Annotated in this window: 15 protein-coding genes, 1 pseudogene, 1 CRISPR repeat array and 1 riboswitch; of the genes and pseudogenes, 8 read left to right on the top strand and 8 right to left on the bottom strand. The window is 37.9% G+C overall.

Translation table 11 applies throughout. The features are described from left to right. Positions 1 to 145: 145 nt before the first annotated feature. The gene (locus tag J3U37_RS09350) at positions 146 to 775 is read left to right on the top strand and encodes a hypothetical protein (protein WP_267374533.1); all 630 of its coding nucleotides are present in this window, start codon (positions 146 to 148) and stop codon (positions 773 to 775) included. A 182-nt stretch (positions 776 to 957) separates the two neighbouring features. Here the strand turns inward: J3U37_RS09350 and bamD are convergent. Continuing rightward, a pseudogene (gene bamD / locus J3U37_RS09355) lies at positions 958 to 1,680 on the bottom strand (outer membrane protein assembly factor BamD); the annotation flags it as partial. A gap of 93 nt (positions 1,681 to 1,773) precedes the next feature. Between bamD and rluD the strand changes: the two are divergent. Further along, the gene (gene rluD / locus J3U37_RS09360) at positions 1,774 to 2,748 is read left to right on the top strand and encodes a 23S rRNA pseudouridine(1911/1915/1917) synthase RluD (protein WP_267374537.1); all 975 of its coding nucleotides are present in this window, start codon (positions 1,774 to 1,776) and stop codon (positions 2,746 to 2,748) included. 8 nt (positions 2,749 to 2,756) lie between these two features. After that, the gene (gene pgeF / locus J3U37_RS09365) at positions 2,757 to 3,521 is read left to right on the top strand and encodes a peptidoglycan editing factor PgeF (RefSeq protein WP_416379774.1); all 765 of its coding nucleotides are present in this window, start codon (positions 2,757 to 2,759) and stop codon (positions 3,519 to 3,521) included. A gap of 334 nt (positions 3,522 to 3,855) precedes the next feature. On the opposite strand, the gene J3U37_RS09370 is transcribed toward pgeF, so the two are convergent. Together J3U37_RS09370 and queD are read right to left on the bottom strand one after the other, a co-directional pair. Next, a complete protein-coding gene (locus J3U37_RS09370; RefSeq protein ID WP_267336281.1) occupies positions 3,856 to 4,470 on the bottom strand; it encodes a 7-carboxy-7-deazaguanine synthase QueE in 615 nt (204 codons plus the stop codon). Between the two features lie 2 nt (positions 4,471 to 4,472). Next, positions 4,473 to 4,895, bottom strand: a complete 423-nt coding sequence (queD, locus tag J3U37_RS09375) for a 6-carboxytetrahydropterin synthase QueD (protein WP_267329249.1) — start codon at positions 4,893 to 4,895, stop codon at positions 4,473 to 4,475. Positions 4,896 to 4,898: 3 nt separating this feature from the next. After that, a riboswitch (PreQ1 riboswitch) is annotated at positions 4,899 to 4,944 on the bottom strand. 285 nt (positions 4,945 to 5,229) lie between these two features. Here queD and clpB point away from each other — a divergent pair. Continuing rightward, positions 5,230 to 7,800 (top strand): ATP-dependent chaperone ClpB, encoded by a 2,571-nt coding sequence (gene clpB / locus J3U37_RS09380; RefSeq protein ID WP_220217615.1) that lies wholly within the window; start codon positions 5,230 to 5,232, stop codon positions 7,798 to 7,800. A gap of 100 nt (positions 7,801 to 7,900) precedes the next feature. On the opposite strand, the gene J3U37_RS09385 is transcribed toward clpB, so the two are convergent. Then, complete coding sequence (locus J3U37_RS09385) at positions 7,901 to 8,494, bottom strand: hypothetical protein (RefSeq protein ID WP_267374539.1); 594 nt, start codon at positions 8,492 to 8,494, stop codon at positions 7,901 to 7,903. Between the two features lie 382 nt (positions 8,495 to 8,876). Here J3U37_RS09385 and J3U37_RS09390 point away from each other — a divergent pair, with 382 nt between their 5' ends. Next, positions 8,877 to 9,695 (top strand): Cof-type HAD-IIB family hydrolase, encoded by an 819-nt coding sequence (locus J3U37_RS09390; protein WP_267374542.1) that lies wholly within the window; start codon positions 8,877 to 8,879, stop codon positions 9,693 to 9,695. 18 nt (positions 9,696 to 9,713) lie between these two features. Here J3U37_RS09390 and J3U37_RS09395 read toward each other — a convergent pair whose 3' ends face one another. Continuing rightward, positions 9,714 to 10,475, bottom strand: a complete 762-nt coding sequence (locus J3U37_RS09395; protein ID WP_220217612.1) for a DeoR/GlpR family DNA-binding transcription regulator — start codon at positions 10,473 to 10,475, stop codon at positions 9,714 to 9,716. A 318-nt stretch (positions 10,476 to 10,793) separates the two neighbouring features. Further along, positions 10,794 to 10,958, bottom strand: a complete 165-nt coding sequence (locus J3U37_RS09400; protein WP_267335085.1) for a hypothetical protein — start codon at positions 10,956 to 10,958, stop codon at positions 10,794 to 10,796. Positions 10,959 to 11,971: 1,013 nt separating this feature from the next. Then, positions 11,972 to 12,299: a CRISPR direct-repeat array (repeat unit 28 nt; unit sequence GTTTAAAGCTGCATAAGCTGTTTAGAAA). A gap of 271 nt (positions 12,300 to 12,570) precedes the next feature. Between J3U37_RS09400 and J3U37_RS09405 the strand changes: the two genes are divergently transcribed. Genes J3U37_RS09405 through hisM form a run of 3 tightly spaced genes read left to right on the top strand, consistent with a single transcriptional unit; the run spans position 12,571 to position 14,798 of the window. Continuing rightward, entirely contained in the window at positions 12,571 to 13,359 is a 789-nt protein-coding gene (locus J3U37_RS09405; protein WP_267374544.1) for a lysine/arginine/ornithine ABC transporter substrate-binding protein, read from the top strand. Positions 13,360 to 13,362: 3 nt separating this feature from the next. Beyond that, on the top strand, positions 13,363 to 14,046 hold the full coding sequence (locus J3U37_RS09410) for an ABC transporter permease (protein WP_267374546.1): 684 nt from the start codon (positions 13,363 to 13,365) through the stop codon (positions 14,044 to 14,046). Positions 14,047 to 14,057: 11 nt separating this feature from the next. Beyond that, positions 14,058 to 14,798, top strand: coding sequence for a histidine ABC transporter permease HisM (gene hisM, locus J3U37_RS09415; protein WP_267329131.1), 741 nt, complete (start codon positions 14,058 to 14,060; stop codon positions 14,796 to 14,798). A 71-nt stretch (positions 14,799 to 14,869) separates the two neighbouring features. On the opposite strand, the gene J3U37_RS09420 is transcribed toward hisM, so the two are convergent. Both J3U37_RS09420 and lexA read right to left on the bottom strand, forming a co-directional pair. Then, the gene (locus J3U37_RS09420; RefSeq protein WP_267329130.1) at positions 14,870 to 15,250 is read right to left on the bottom strand and encodes a hypothetical protein; all 381 of its coding nucleotides are present in this window, start codon (positions 15,248 to 15,250) and stop codon (positions 14,870 to 14,872) included. Between the two features lie 51 nt (positions 15,251 to 15,301). Continuing rightward, a complete protein-coding gene (gene lexA / locus J3U37_RS09425; RefSeq protein ID WP_267336286.1) occupies positions 15,302 to 15,928 on the bottom strand; it encodes a transcriptional repressor LexA in 627 nt (208 codons plus the stop codon). Between the last annotated feature and the right edge of the window lie 181 nt (positions 15,929 to 16,109).

Raw genomic sequence — 16,109 nt, forward strand, 5'->3', positions numbered from 1 at the left:
CAAGTACAATGATTTGATATTAATTTTTATTAAGCGTTAAAATGATTAAGGTTAACAATATAAATAAAAAGTAATAAATTCGTTGACCACAACATAATTAAAAAAACTTCATGCACTTCTCTTAAAAGAAAATAGGGAATAGTTTATGGAAAATCGTACATTTGAATTTCGTTGTTTTACTCGGCGCTCATATATTTTTTTCACAATATCAATGGCTAGTTTTACTATGTCAGTCGCACGTTTTCACTTTTATTTATTTATTTTTTTATTTATCTCTGATGCTGTCATGCCTTTGATCCCCAAACAATATTTTAAGGTGATTTTTTTTGGTGGTATCATTGTGTTGAGCTTACTTACTGGCGTTTTGTTTGCTATAAGTATTGTGAGTTTATTCCGTAAAAAAATGACGATTAATGCCAATTCATATTCGATTAATATTGATGACCATAAAAAATTGAATCAAGTGTTTCAATGGTCAGCATTACAAAAAGTAATAATATTGAAAGTCGAAAACACTGGTTGGGTTAATCAAACACTTATCCTTGAGTTTGACAATAAGCGTATTAAAATGCTGACAGTAATGGGAAGAATTCCACTATTATTCAAAAAAGATATCGATCAATTTTTTGAATTCGCACAATATCTTCATGAACAAGTTCTCAAACCAGATTTTACATTAATCTCTGAGGATGAAACTTTATCATCTAAAACAGCTGAATTTCTAGTGAATGCTTCACATGATTTAGAAAATCGTTACCTTTATGTCAGAAAGTAGGTCATGCGCATTTATTTTTTATACATTGTGATAATACAATGGCTATTTAAATGTTTAAATAGCCATCAACTGTTTTGATAAACTTTAACTGCCCTTAATTGGTGAGTATATTAGCCACCATTAAACACACTTAAGAAACGTGAGAAGAATGATTTTTTCTCTTCAACTGGTATATTTTCGATATTGGCTTGAATAAGTTGATCAACTTTTTTGGCTTCATCAACTAAACCCAGTTCGTTATAAGCATTACGCATTAATAATAATGCTGATTTAGTTGAGTCAGTATCAGGGAACATTGCCAGCATTTGGGTGACACGATTGATAACTGCAACATAAGCGCCACGCTTGGTATAAAATTGGGCTACTTTTAATTCATATCGAGCCATGCGATTTTTCAAAAAGACTAATCGTTTTTTGGCATCTGCTGCATATTGGCTAGTTGGAAAACTGGAAACTAAATAAGTAAAATCTTTAAATGCGGCGGCAGCGAATTCTGGATCACGATCTGAACGGTCAACGTTAAACCATCCCTGAATCATATTATCGTCTTGAGCCATATTGGTAATACCACGCATATAAATAACCCAATCGATGTTTGGATGCGTTGGATTCAATTTTAAAAAGCGGTCGATCGAGGCTATAGCAAGGGGTAAGTCAGCAGATTTGTAATAGGCATAAATTAAATCGAGTTGCACTTGCTGGGAGTACGGACCGAATGGATAGCTTTTATCCATTGCCTCTAAAATCGTGATACTGGATTTGATATTGCCATTTTCAAGCTCTGATTTAGCTTTACTGTGCAGTTCAATCTCTGGTACATATTCAACTTCGGGTTTGGTTGAGGTACAGCCTATTAGCGCACCACATAGAGCGATAGCTAACAAAGAGTGTAAATGTAATTTCATTCAGTTTTCAATCCAAAATATAATTAAACATTAAAGGCTAGGATTAGTATATAATACTCTAAAACAGATGAGCTTAAAATAGATAAATTACACATGCAAGAGTTAAAATTATCAACTGAAATTGAAGCAAGCCAACTGGGAATGCGTTTAGATCAAGCATTATCAGAGCTTTTTCCCGATTATTCACGCTCAAGAATTAAAGATTGGATCGTTAACAATAAAGTGATGGTTAATAACGTTATTGTTAACAAACCTAAAGAAAAAGTACTGGGCGGTGAAAAAATAACGATCAATGCTGAAATTGAAGAAGAGACCTATCATCAACCGGAAAATATTCCACTTGATATCGTTTATGAAGATGATGATATTTTAGTTATCAATAAACCTCGTGACCTTGTTGTGCACCCCGGTGCCGGCAATCCAAATGGTACGGTTTTAAATGCGTTGCTTTATCACTATCCGGAGATAGCACGGGTACCACGAGCGGGTATAGTGCATCGGCTTGATAAAGATACCACCGGACTTATGGTTGTGGCTAAAACCATTGTTGCTCAAACGCATCTGGTTGAATCACTCCAATTACGGGAAATTACACGTGAGTATGAAGCGGTTGCTATGGGGATTATTACCGCCGGTGGGACAATCGATCAGCCGATTACTCGTCATCCGACTAAACGCACTCATATGGCTGTTTTTCCAACCGGTAAACCTGCGACTACCCATTATCGTGTCATGGAAAAGTACCGCTTACATACTCGTTTAAGACTGCGGTTAGAGACCGGTCGAACTCACCAAATCCGTGTCCATATGGCGCATATAGCGCATCCTTTAGTGGGCGATCCTCTCTATGGCGGTCGTCCAAGACCACCAAAAGGAGCGAGTGAATCGTTTATTCAAACTTTACGTAATTTTGACAGACAAGCTTTACATGCTACTATGTTAAAACTGTTTCATCCGGTCACTGGTGAACAAATGCAATGGCATGCACCTATTCCGGATGATATGCAAAAATTAATACAAGCATTACAAGAAGATACAGAACTTCATAAAGATGAAATAGATTGGTAACAAATATGATTAAATCGATTTACCCCTACTGGTCAGCGCCAAAAAATATTCGGGCATTTACTTCAACACGAATCGGAGGCGTCAGTAAGGCGCCTTATGATAGCTTAAATTTAGGTAGTCGAACGGCTGATAATTTAACCGATGTTTGTCAAAATCGTCAGCGTATAATTGAAGCCGAGCATATTCCCAGCGAGCCATATTGGTTAAATCAAACGCATAGTAATAAAGTCCTTGATATCTCATCGATTCCCCTTCAAGCCCCGAGCGGCATTATAAATCAAAACGAAGCTCAAGCAGATGCTTCTTATACCAGTCAAGCTAAACAAGTGAGTGTTGTGTTAACCGCTGACTGTATGCCGGTACTCTTTTGTTCAATCAAAGGCGATGAAGTTGCCGCTGCTCATGCCGGTTGGCGAGGACTTTGTAATGGTATTCTAGAAGAAACCGTGAAAAAGTTTTCTTGTCCGGTCAATGAAATCTTAGCGTGGCTTGGACCGGCTATTAGTCAACAAAAGTTTGAAGTTGGGGAAGAAGTCAAGCAAGCCTTTGAACAAGTTGACGCTAAAGCCAGTGCGGCTTTTAAATTAATTAATGCAAATCAGCAAAAATATTTGGCCAACCTTTATTTAATTGCCAAACAACGTTTGCAAGCAATGGGCATTTTAAAAATTTTTGGTGGTGATTATTGTACCTATATCGAGCAAGACAAATTCTTTTCGTATCGTCGTGATCAGACCACCGGCCGAATGGCAACGATGATTTGGTTTGAATAACATTACGATTGGATTCAACTTCATTATTTTTTACATCGAAAGCCTAATTATGCTCTTACATAGAGTCTTCCGATTATTGCGTTTTTATCGCTGATAAAAGCGGCAGTAGCTCATTTTCCTATCGTTCATACTTCATCTTGATAAACGGTATTTTTTGATTCAATCTATAAGGCTAAAATAACAAATCCAATTCGCCTTCTTGTTCCACTTTGGCGCTTGAAAGATTAATTTAAATCCGCTTCAAATAATAGAAAAAAAACATGCCTCTTAGTCATTGCCGAAGATGATTTATAGTTGTCAGATAAGGCGTGCGACTGAATCAGCTTTAATGCAATTATTCGATGCCAGCAAATTTATGAGTCTGCAAACTTAACAGCCATTTATTATTTTCGCGACCCTCATTAATTTTGCCTAACAAAGTAATAGTGTCATGCATATTCATCACGCCATTATTTTCACAAGGGGAAAGATAATAGCGTTTTGCATCAATTTGCTTTTCAATATATTGGCAAAATGGTAGAAAATCGGGGTGATTTTCGACAACAATACGCACTTCATCGGCGGTCGGCTGGGCGATTTTTTGATAGCGAGATTGATAGCAAAATTTAGGGCTTAGTGCGATATAGTCAATCAACAGATCGACTTTGCCAAGACCATTACTCTCAATGGCAATAAAATAACCGGCTTGTTTGAGTGATAAGAGCAGCTCCGGCAACGCTTTAACCATAGTCGGCTCACCGCCGGTGATAATAATATTTTTGCTTTGATACTGCTTAAGCGTTGCTAATAGCTGCGTTAAGGTAAATCGGCTAAATCGGCGAAAATCGGTATCACACCATGCACAATTCAAATTACAACCGGCAAAGCGAATAAAAATTGCCGGCATACCAGTATTGTAACCTTCGCCCTGTAAAGATTCGAAGATTTCAACAATGCGAAATTCAGTCATTTTTAGCTCCGGCGGTACTCGCAGTAAGATGTCGGGGTTTCCCAAAGTTTGATCATCGAAACGGGTAGATATTGCGCTAAGCAATCGAAGATGTATTGACTCATTCCTTCAGCAGTTGTACGGCATGGAAAGGCAAAAATTTTACGATCCATCTGCTTTAATAAATCGGCAATCCGGCACTCGTTGGCGTTATTTTGGTTGTATAAATAAGCATGATCGAGCGGATCAACAATATGTTGTTTAACAATTGCTTTTAAATCAGCGTAATCCATGACCATATCAGCACTTGAGCCGCTGGTAATAAGTTCACCACTGATCTCAACTAATAAGCGATAGGTATGACCGTGCAGGTTATGACATTTTTTATTATGCCCGTCTAACATATGACAAGCATCAAATTGAAACTCTTTAGCTATTTTGAACATGATATTATCCTAGTTTTTTTACGTGGGATGGGTTACGAACCACGGTTAGATGACCTAACAAAACGAGCGGCTAATATAATCGATAAACGTTGATTTGTCATCTTTCAATTGTCATTTAATGATAGTTTAAGTAAACTGATGCGGTGATTTTCATCACGTTTTCTAATACAAGGTTAACTGTGTCTTATTTGCGTTGTTTTGTTGTATAAATTCTGTAAAAAAATATTCTCAATCAGCTCTTGAAATTTCATCTTCCACACTCATTTAGTGATCATGCAAATGGATTGAATGCTTTGCCATTTGATCCAAATCTATTGCACAGGAGATAAATAATATGAGGTTAGACAAACTCACAAATAAATTTCAACAAGCTTTAGCTGATGCGCAGTCTTTAGCATTAGGTAAAGATAATCAATATATCGAGCCTGTTCATGTACTTTCCGCCATGCTCAATCAAGAAGGCAGTAGTGTTAAACCATTATTAGCTTCGGCTGGCGCTAATATCGCTCTATTACAACAAGAATTAACTCAAGCGATTGATCGTTTGCCGCAAGTACAAGGTGCCGGCGGTGATGTGATACCTTCACAAGATTTTATTCGAGTACTAAATCTTTGTGACAAATTATCGCAAAAAAATGGCGATAGTTATATCTCATCTGAACTATTTATATTAGCCGCTTTAGAAGATAAAGGCAGTTTAAGTGACATACTTAAACGTAGTGGCGTGACGAAAGATAAATTTAATCAGGCGGTAAATCAAGTAAGAGGTAATGATAACGTGAACGATCCTAATGCAGAAGATCAACGTGGTGCGTTGAAAAAATATACTATCGATTTAACCGAACGTGCTGAACAAGGCAAACTCGATCCGGTTATTGGTCGTGATGAAGAGATTCGCCGTACTATTCAAGTATTGCAACGTCGTACCAAAAATAACCCGGTACTTATTGGTGAGCCGGGGGTCGGTAAAACCGCTATCGTTGAAGGTTTAGCACAGCGTATTGTTAATCGTGAAGTACCGGAAGGGTTACGTAACAAACGTGTTTTATCATTAGATATGGGTGCTTTGATTGCCGGCGCTAAATATCGTGGTGAATTTGAAGAGCGTCTTAAAGCAGTACTTAAAGATATCGCCAAAGAAGAAGGCCGTATCATTCTGTTTATTGATGAGATTCATACCATGGTTGGGGCAGGGAAAAGTGATGGTGCGATGGATGCCGGTAATATGTTAAAACCCGCATTGGCTCGTGGTGAATTGCACTGCGTGGGCGCAACCACTCTTGATGAATATCGTCAATATATTGAGAAAGATCCTGCGTTAGAACGCCGTTTCCAAAAAGTCTATGTGGCAGAACCAAGTGTTGAAGATACGATTGCCATTTTACGTGGTTTGAAAGAGCGTTATGAAATTCACCACCACGTACAAATTACCGATCCGGCTATTGTAGCGGCGGCAACGTTATCGCATCGTTATATTTCAGACCGTATGTTACCGGATAAAGCAATCGATTTAATCGATGAAGCGGCTTCGAGCATTCGTATGCAAATGGATTCTAAACCGGAATCATTAGATCGCCTTGAAAGACGCATTATTCAGCTAAAACTTGAGCAACAAGCGCTTAAGAAAGAGTCTGATGATGCAAGTAAAAAACGACTTGAGATGCTAAATGATGAACTTGCTGAGAAAGAAAAACAATATGCGTCACTTGAAGAAGAATGGAAGTCAGAGAAGGCAGCAGTTTCGGGCACTCAAACTATCAAAACAGAGTTGGAGAAAGCTCGCACTGAAATAGAGCAAGCACGCCGTGCCGGTGATTTAAACAAAATGTCAGAACTACAATATGGCAAAATCCCGGAATTGGAAAAGAAACTTGCCTCAGCGACACAGTTAGAAGGCAAAACCATGAAGTTATTGCGTAACAAAGTCACCGATAACGAAATTGCCGAAGTATTATCGAAAGCAACCGGTATTCCTGTTTCCAGAATGCTCGAAAGCGAAAAAGATAAATTACTACACATGGAAGATGCGTTACATAAACGTGTTATTGGTCAAGATGAAGCGGTGGTTGCGGTGGCTAATGCGATTCGTCGTAGTCGTGCCGGGCTTTCTGATCCAAATAAACCGATCGGATCGTTCTTATTCTTAGGTCCAACTGGTGTAGGTAAAACTGAGCTTTGTAAAGCACTGGCAAACTTTATGTTTGATAGTGAAGATGCCATGGTGCGGATTGATATGTCAGAATTTATGGAAAAACACTCAGTTGCTCGATTAATTGGTGCGCCTCCGGGATACGTTGGTTACGAAGAAGGTGGCTATTTAACCGAAGCGGTAAGACGTCGACCATATTCAGTCATTTTACTTGATGAGGTTGAAAAAGCGCATCCGGATGTTTTTAATATTTTATTACAAGTATTAGATGACGGTCGCTTAACCGACGGGCAAGGTCGTACGGTTGATTTCCGCAATACGGTAATTATTATGACCTCTAATTTAGGCTCAGATCTTATTCAAGGTCAAGTCGAGTTAAGTTACGACGAAATGAAAGCGTTAGTGATGACTGTTGTCACTAAACACTTTAGACCGGAATTTATCAATCGTATTGACGAAACAGTGGTCTTCCACCCACTAGGTCAAGAAAACATTAAAGCGATTGCTAAAATTCAATTGGCACATGTTGAAAAACGCTTAGAAGAACGAGGCTATGAATTAGAAATCTCTGATGCCGCATTAGAACAGCTTGCGAAAGTTGGCTTCGATCCAATTTATGGTGCAAGACCGTTAAAACGTGCAATTCAACAAGAGATTGAAAATCCGTTAGCTCAACAAATCTTAGCGGGGAAATTAGTACCGGGTAAAACCATTCATTTGGACTTAGTCGGTGATAATATTGAAGCTAAACAGTAATTTGTGTGGTTGAATAATGAAAATAAAAACCGGAAAACATGATGTTTTCCGGTTTTTTTATTGGTAATGATTACTGAACAAATAATCTTAAGTAGCCTAATTATAAAGGACTGACTTTAGAGAATTTAAAGATAAATTCAGGCTCTTTGACTTTACCGTCTAAAGTCAAACTTGATTCATAAATACAAGTATCGCTATCATCAAAGAATTGACCGGAAAATTTCACTTTTTGACCTTTCTTTAAGTTGGCAACAGCATCAAACAGTGGTGTAGAAGGTTGAATTAATGTGTTATGGAAACTATCCGAAATTGCGTTATTCCAAGTTTCGACATAAACATTTTTAGCTATCTCAATCTTTAAAATGCCCAGACCGTCTGAATTGGAATCAATTTTGCTTACCGTTCCAATCCAATCTTCGACCGTTAATGGTCCCATATTGGCACAAATCGTTTTGTTTCTTTCTCTTAGCGCATTACCTTTTTTCATATCATTATCAGCTTTTTGGGCTTTATCAATAGCGAGTAATGATGCATCGATTAAAACAGTTTGATTAGCGGGATACTGAATTTCCGGCTCAGACTCCTTTTTGCTCTCACTGCTATTACCGGCAAAAATGGCTAAGACTAAGAAGCCTACGCCAGCAATAATGATTTTTTTGCTTAAAGACATCTTCTTTTTGGTTGCGTCAGTCATAAAACATTCCTTTTTATTTCCATTGACTATAAAAAAAGCGATCACAGTTTAGATGAATCTCATTTTTTCTACAACACTGTTTTATTAATCGTGGCTAAGCATTTTGTTCGTTTTACTATGCTCGATGTTGATGTATTGTTGATATTAGCAGTTAAACTTAGCTGTTTTATTGACTTGTCATCTGACCGAAATGTGATATTAATGCTTAAGATATCATCAGTATCAACACCATTAAAAAATAGCGTTGAGATTGCTCTATTAATAAGGATTACAATAATTCATCAAAAATAGAACAAGCATTAATCTTGCTAAATGTTGCATAAAGTTGCATAATCAATCACAGTAATGATCTATCTCGTAAAATAAGTGAAAGGAAAAATGTATGATTAAGTTAATTATCAGTGATTTAGATGGTACTTTTTTAAACGACAGGGGCGATTATGATCGCCAGTTATTTGCTAAAGTGTATGAGCAAATGGCAAAACAGGGGGTCCATTTTGTCGCTTGTACCGGTAAGCAGTGTGAACGGGTAGAAGAGCTGTTTGGTGATTATCGTGATAAAATTTGGATTGTTGGTGATAGTGCGACGGCAATTAAATTTAATGGTGAGTTTATCTACCGCTCATTTTTAGCCAATCAGTTAGGTCAACAAATTATTGCCACTCTCGAACAAGTTAATAAAAATCATGTCATTATTGCCTGTACTGCAAATGGTGCGACCATTAAAGCCAATTTGCCGGATCGGTTAAAACAAAAAGTACGACAATCTTATGCGGCAATGATTGAAGTTGATGATTTTAAAACTATTACTGATGATTTTATTAAAATTACCGTTTACGATGAAAACCAACAATGCCCGCAAACTCGCACCCATTTAACCCCTTATGAAAACCAAGCCTATATTGTGGTATCTGAAGCAGCATGGATAGATATTACAGAACATAACGTGCATAAAGGTAATACCATTAAAAAATTACAACAACTATTAGATGTTGATTATGGGCAAACCATGGCATTTGGTGACGGTTATAACGACATTGAATTGCTCCAGCAGGCTCAATATAGTTTTGCTATGCGTAATGCTTTTGATGAAACCAAAGCGGTTGCTAGATTTATTACCGGTTATAATGATGAAAGTGCAGTATTAAAAACCATTCAACTTATGTTGGATTTGCAGGCTCAGCCAAAAGCCGAATCTTAGGATAAAAAGCGCATGAACTTAAACCAGCTCAATTTGTAAATTGACTTGTTCAAAGCCTTCAATTTTTGATTCACGACTGGCAATAACAATATCAATATCTTCACAAGTTGCCACTTTATAGCGTGCAACTTGCAACATTTTATCGGCAATTACCGCAGCGATTACCTCGTTACTTTGCGCAATCAGCTCTTTTTTAAAGCAAGCATCTTCATAATAAACCGCACTGAGTCCGGCTTGTGGATCGAGTCCACAAACACCAATAAAAGTTTGATCAAAAATCATATTACGAATTTGATTGACGGTATCGGCGCCCATGGTGCTGCCGGTTTGTGGATTGACTTTGCCGCCGACTAAAATCAGCTCACCTTTGTTACGGCTACTTAAGACGGTGGCGATTTGCGGGGAATTGGTGATAATGGTTAAATCCATATCTTGAGGGATGTAACTTGCCATAGCAAGATAAGTCGAGCCGGCATCGATAAAAATACAGGAATGGTTTTTAATCAACATAGCGCATCGCTTAGCGACTTTGGATTTTTCATCGACACTTTGCGTCATTCTGGTTTCGAAGCTTGCTGACTGTTTTAACTGACTGACCGCACCACCATACACACGCTTACAGATTCCGTTGCGAGCAAGTTTTTGCAAATCTCGACGGATAGTATGCTCTGACACGCCTAGTTGCGAGATTAAATCAGCACTCACCACCCGGCCTTTTTCAGCTAAGAGCTGCTGAATGTAAGCTTGTCGTTGTTCCGGAAAGGCATTAAAGTCAATCATTTAAAGTCCTTTTGTGAATATTTGTATCGGTGAAAGATTATGATTGATAATCATACCGATATCGTAGGGAAATATCAAAGGTGATTAAGGGAAGGGGAGAGGTGTTTTTTTTAATAGCTTAAAAGTGTGTTTTTATACTGAAACGTAGGTGTTTTCTGAAAGTTTTTGACAATGGTTTGTGTTTTTACTTAAACACCTATATTTTCTGAAAGTTCTTGACAAGGTTTTATACTTTTATTGAAAGTTGTAGCTTTTTGGTTTGCAGGTTTCGGACGCTGTTGATTAGTCGATAATTTCAATACGATGTCAGCGTCCGAATTAGGGGGATTTTGTGCGAAATCCCCCTAATAACCCCCTCGCAGCACCACCCAAAGCGGTCTTCGACTGCCCTCCGCCTTCGTTCGGTCTTAACGCACCGGCGCTGATTTGTTCCGGACAAAGCAGCGCCTCGCCAAACATCCCTGTTTGGCGTGCTAACCTCACTCAGTTGTCGGCGCTTTGTGAAGGTGCGGGTGGGTGCACTTGTTTGTTTTTGTGAAAGGTAATGGTAAGCGGTTTAAAAATAGTAGTGGAGCTTAAAATACAAACTTTATGAACCCTTTTTTTTTAGCTAAAACTAAAGCCATTAAAAATCAATATATTGCAAAAGTGTTAGAAAAAAGGGTTTTTAAACCTAAAATTGCCCTTTATGTTTTTATAAACGATGTTTATAGTATGTGAGATTCTAGTTTAAAGCTGCATAAGCTGTTTAGAAATTGGCGTAATGCTAAAACAGAGCCACCAGACCCTTTGCAGCTGCATAAGCCGTTAATAAATCAGAACTCTTACCAAAAGCTTTATCTAGCATATTTACGGCTGCATAAGGAGTTTATGATATTTTTGAAATATCTAAAACTTTTGTTTTATACTGAAACGTGGGTATTTTCTGAAACTTTTTGACAATGGTTTGTTTTTTACTTAAACACCTATATTTTCTGAAAGTTCTTGACAAGGTTTTATACTTTTATTGAAAGTTGTAGCTTTTTGGTTTGTAGGTTTCGGACGCTGTTAATTTGTTGATATTTTCATTACGATGTCAGCGTCCGAATTAGGCGGATTTTTTGCGAAATCCCCCCTAATAACCCCCTCGCAGCACCACCCACAGCGGTCTTTGACTACCCTCCGCCTTCGTTCGGTCTTAACGCACCGGCGCTGATTTGTTCCGGACAAAGCAGCGCCTCGCCAAACGTCCCTGTTTGGCGTGCTAACTTCTCTCAGTTGTCGGCGCTTTGTTAAGGTGCAATCTGGTGCACTTGTCTGTTTTTGTGGAAGGTAATGGTAAGTCGTTTAGAAATAGTCGTGGAGTTAAAAATACAAACTTTATAAACCCTTTTTTTTAGCTAAAAATAAAAATATTAAAAATCAATATATTGCAAAAGTGTTAGAAAAAAGGGTTTTTAAAACTAAAATTGCCCTTTATGTTTTTATAAACGATGTTTATAGTATGTGGGATTCTAGTTTAAAGCTGCATAAGCTGTTTAGAAAACTTGTTGTCATCAAGTGCATGATGAGCTTCAGTTTAAAGCTGCATAAGCTGTTTAGAAATATGGATATAGGGAACGTCCGCTACTTCATTTGTTTAAAGCTGCATAAGCTGTTTAGAAAATTAATTGTTAATGTAATTTTCATGTTCTACCGTTTAAAGCTGCATAAGCTGTTTAGAAAAGTTTTCAGGCGGATACGTTTTATTCCATGCTGTTTACAGCTGCATAAGCTGTTTAGAAACCGCCGCATCTTCTATAAGCGCATCTAAATGCGTTTACAGCTGCATAAGCCGTTTAGAAACAACAATTTCCTGTTTTTTTACCAGACAAAAACTTTACAACTGCATAAGGATTATGGATATTTTTGTAATATCTAAAATTTTTGTTTTTATACTAAAACATAGGTTTTTTCTGAAACTTCTTGTCAATGTTTTTTAGGCTTTGCTTTTATATCACATTGCTTTGTATTAGTAATTTTCGTTGCTGGGTAGGGTTGATAATTTTTTTTTATTATTAAATTGTTAAATATCACGTTATATTATTTAGCCAAAATTTAGTCACGAGAATTTATTATGAAAACATTAGTAAAAGCATTGTTTATAATGGGTGGTTTTATTTTTCCTTTGGTTAGTCATGCGGCTTTGCCTGAGACGATTAAAGTTGGGGCTGATACGTCTTATGCGCCTTTTGATTTTATCAATGCCGAGGGGGAGATCACCGGTTTTAATATTGAGATTACGCAAGCTTTATGTGAGAAGGCTCAAGTTAAGTGTATTTTTCAGTCGACTGATTTTGATGCGTTGATTCCGTCTCTTTTAGCCAGGAAGATTGATATGATTTCTTCTTCATTAATGATGACTGAGAAGCGCAAAAAGCAGATTGCTTTTTCTGATGAAATTTTTCGCACTCAATCACGTTTAATTACGAAGGAAGGATCGGATTTATTGCCGACGGTTGAATCTTTAGCCGGTAAACGTGTCGGGGTTGAGCAAGGTACTGCGCAGGAGCATTTTGCCAATGATAAATGGCGATCGCATGGTGTGACTATTGTGCCATATCAAAATCAATTACAAGTATTTTCTGATCTGGCAGCAGGGCGGTTGGATGCAGCTTTGCAAGATGAAGTGACCGGTAGTTATGCATTTTTAAAACAGCCGCAAGGTAAGGGTTTTGCCTTTGCTGGCGAGGTTTTAAGTGATAAGGACTATTTTGATGTGGGTGTTGGTTTAGGTTTTCGTAAGAACGATGACCAATTACGTGAAGCATTTAATCAAGCTTTAAAGGCGATTATTGCTGATGGCACCTATAAAAAAATTAACGATAAATATTTTGATTTTAACGTCAATAGCCAACTTAAATAGTCGATGCAAGGTTATAGTTCATTAATTTTTCATGGGGCTTGGTTGACCATTAGTTTAGCTTTAGCCTCATTAGTTTTGGCAATGATGATAGGGATTATCTGTGCGCTGGGTAAGTTATCTAAACGCAGGGTGATTAGGTTAATTTGTCAGGCTTATACGTCGTTAATTCGTGGCGTGCCGGATCTAGTGTTAATGATGCTGATCTTTTTTGGCTTGCAGTTTGCGTTAAATAATCTGACCGATTTTTTACAGATCGATATCATTGAAATCGATCCTTTTATTGCCGGCATCATCACTTTAGGTTTTATTTACGGGGCTTATTTTACTGAAACATTTCGTGGCGCTTATCTGTCGGTTTCAAAAAATACCTTAGATGCCGCAACGGCGTTGGGATTAACTCCAAGACAAGTGTTTGTTAATGTCATGTTTCCATTGATGATGCGCTTTGCCTTGCCGGGGATTGCTAATAACTGGTTAGTGGTATTAAAAGCGACTGCTTTAGTTTCGTTACTCGGGCTATTTGATTTAGTTAAAGCAACCAAAACGGCTGGTGAAGCTACCTATCAACCTCTCTATTTTGCCCTCATTGCTGGCGGTTTCTATCTGTTTTTTACCTCAATCTCAAATATCGTATTATGGTGGCTGGAAAAGCACTATTCTATCGGTATGAATAAAGCTAAATTATAAAGAGTTTTATTATGATAGATATTTTGCAAGACTATTGGAAAGCCTTATTATGGACTGACGGTTATCATATTACCGGGCTTGCGATGACACTTTGGATCTTGATTGTATCAGTAAGCTTGGGTGGTATGTTAGCGCTAATTTTAGCGGTCGGGCGTAATTCGCAATATCGTGTGATTAAGTTGCCAATTTGGTTATTTACCTATATTTTTCGGGGAACGCCACTGTATGTGCAACTGTTGATTATCTATACCGGTCTTTATACCCTAAGTATCGTTAAGGATAATGCTTGGCTGGGTGATTTTTTTCAAAGTGGTTTAAATTGTACTATTTTAGCTTTTACCCTTAATACCTGCGCTTATACGACAGAAGTTTTTGCTGGCGCTATCCGAAATGTGCCACAAGGTGAAATTCAAGCTGCTATTGCACTGGGCTTTAATCGGTTTGATCTTTACCGCTATATTATTTTGCCTAGAGCATTTGGCATTGCGTTGCCAGCTTACAGTAATGAAGTGATCTTTATGTTACATTCTACCGCACTTGCTTTTACGGTAACCGTGCAGGATGTGATGAAGATAGCAAGGGATATTTATGCCGAAACTTATCAACCTTTCCATGCTTTTTCCATTGCGGCGGTCATCTATTTATGTGTCAGCTTTACACTAATTTTTGCTTTCAAAAAGTTAGAGCGGCATTGTTTAGCGTATATGCGCAAAGATGAAACTGAATTTAAGGAAAAATCTACATCTAAATAATAATAAACAATCAGACAGCGTATAAATCATTGCCTGATTGTTATAACGAGTGGGTAGGTCAAGTCACTTAATTATTCAGCTAAACCGTCATCATGATCAAAATCAGTTCCGCCGTCGACACCATGCTCGTGGGCTCCCGGTAAAGCACGGGTACGATCGATTGGAACATAGCTACCACTCGGCGTTTCGACTTGACACTCACCTAAATAGATCGAGTATTTTGTATTGGTGTGCATACTTATACCACGAAAATAGCAGTGTGTTGCATTATATAAGTCATGTCGACAAAGTACGATTATAACCAGCCAAACGATACCAATTGATAGTGCGACCCACTTTAGATTATGCCAAATAAAAGACCAAAACCCTCGACCACGAAAACGACAAAATCCAAAAATTGCCAGCAAAACTGCTACAAATCCTAGAAATTCATATAACCAAAATATCCACATATTGTTATCTCCAAAGCAATAGTTAGTTGGTATTTTATCCTAACTTTGCCTTTACATCCATGTACCGTTGCGAATAATCCCAACTGCTAAGCCTTCAATGGCAAAATTTTGTTGTTCAAGATCGACTTCAATTGGGGCGAACTCTTCGTTTTCAGCTAATAACTGAACATGCTTGCCCTTTCGTGATAGTCGTTTAACGGTAACTTCATCATCAATACGCGCCACAACGACTTGACCATTTTTAACCTCTTGAGTTTTGTGCACTGCAAGTAAATCACCGTCTAATATACCTATGTCTTTCATCGACATGCCTTGAACACGTAATAAGAAGTCGGCGTTAGGTTTGAAAAGTGAAGGGTCAACTTGATAATGGCTTTCGATATGTTCTTGAGCAAGAATAGGGGAACCGGCAGCGACTCTACCAATTAACGGTAAGCCTTCAAACTCATTTTGCTCGGCAGCATTTTCCAGCAATAGGCGAATGCCACGTGACGATCCGGCAATCATCTCAATCGCGCCTTTTTTGGCTAAAGCTTTAAGGTGTTCTTCTGCTGCATTGGCTGAGCGGAAACCCAACATTTGGGCGATTTCGGCACGTGTAGGTGGCATACCGGTTGTTTGGATGTTTTCTTTGATCAAGTCGTAAATCTGTTGTTGGCGTGCGGTTAATGGTCTCATTATCATTTCCTGTGTTTATATACAGATATATGTGATTATATACAGCTAGGAATATAAAACCAACTGTTTTATCTGATTTTTTTACAAAAAGGCTATAAAATTTATCCGATAGTTTGAGTGATAACCGCATCATCGTTAATGTTTTGATAAAAATAGACACAAGATTAAAACGATAGCGGCT

Origin of the sequence: Gilliamella sp. B3172 (genome assembly GCF_026536465.1) — a bacterium.
Taxonomy (GTDB): Bacteria; Pseudomonadota; Gammaproteobacteria; order Enterobacterales; family Orbaceae; genus Gilliamella.

Bases quoted from the DNA above. Each gene is read 5' to 3' on its own strand.
- J3U37_RS09350 (WP_267374533.1), top strand. From the start codon at position 146: ATGGAAAATCGTACATTTGAATTTCGTTGTTTTACTCGGCGCTCATAT.
- rluD (WP_267374537.1), top strand. From the start codon at position 1,774: ATGCAAGAGTTAAAATTATCAACTGAAATTGAAGCAAGCCAACTGGGA.
- J3U37_RS09370 (WP_267336281.1), bottom strand. From the start codon at position 4,470: ATGACTGAATTTCGCATTGTTGAAATCTTCGAATCTTTACAGGGCGAA.
- queD (WP_267329249.1), bottom strand. From the start codon at position 4,895: ATGTTCAAAATAGCTAAAGAGTTTCAATTTGATGCTTGTCATATGTTA.
- clpB (WP_220217615.1), top strand. From the start codon at position 5,230: ATGAGGTTAGACAAACTCACAAATAAATTTCAACAAGCTTTAGCTGAT.
- J3U37_RS09385 (WP_267374539.1), bottom strand. From the start codon at position 8,494: ATGACTGACGCAACCAAAAAGAAGATGTCTTTAAGCAAAAAAATCATT.
- J3U37_RS09390 (WP_267374542.1), top strand. From the start codon at position 8,877: ATGATTAAGTTAATTATCAGTGATTTAGATGGTACTTTTTTAAACGAC.
- J3U37_RS09395 (WP_220217612.1), bottom strand. From the start codon at position 10,475: ATGATTGACTTTAATGCCTTTCCGGAACAACGACAAGCTTACATTCAG.
- J3U37_RS09405 (WP_267374544.1), top strand. From the start codon at position 12,571: ATGAAAACATTAGTAAAAGCATTGTTTATAATGGGTGGTTTTATTTTT.
- J3U37_RS09410 (WP_267374546.1), top strand. From the start codon at position 13,363: ATGCAAGGTTATAGTTCATTAATTTTTCATGGGGCTTGGTTGACCATT.
- hisM (WP_267329131.1), top strand. From the start codon at position 14,058: ATGATAGATATTTTGCAAGACTATTGGAAAGCCTTATTATGGACTGAC.
- J3U37_RS09420 (WP_267329130.1), bottom strand. From the start codon at position 15,250: ATGTGGATATTTTGGTTATATGAATTTCTAGGATTTGTAGCAGTTTTG.
- lexA (WP_267336286.1), bottom strand. From the start codon at position 15,928: ATGAGACCATTAACCGCACGCCAACAACAGATTTACGACTTGATCAAA.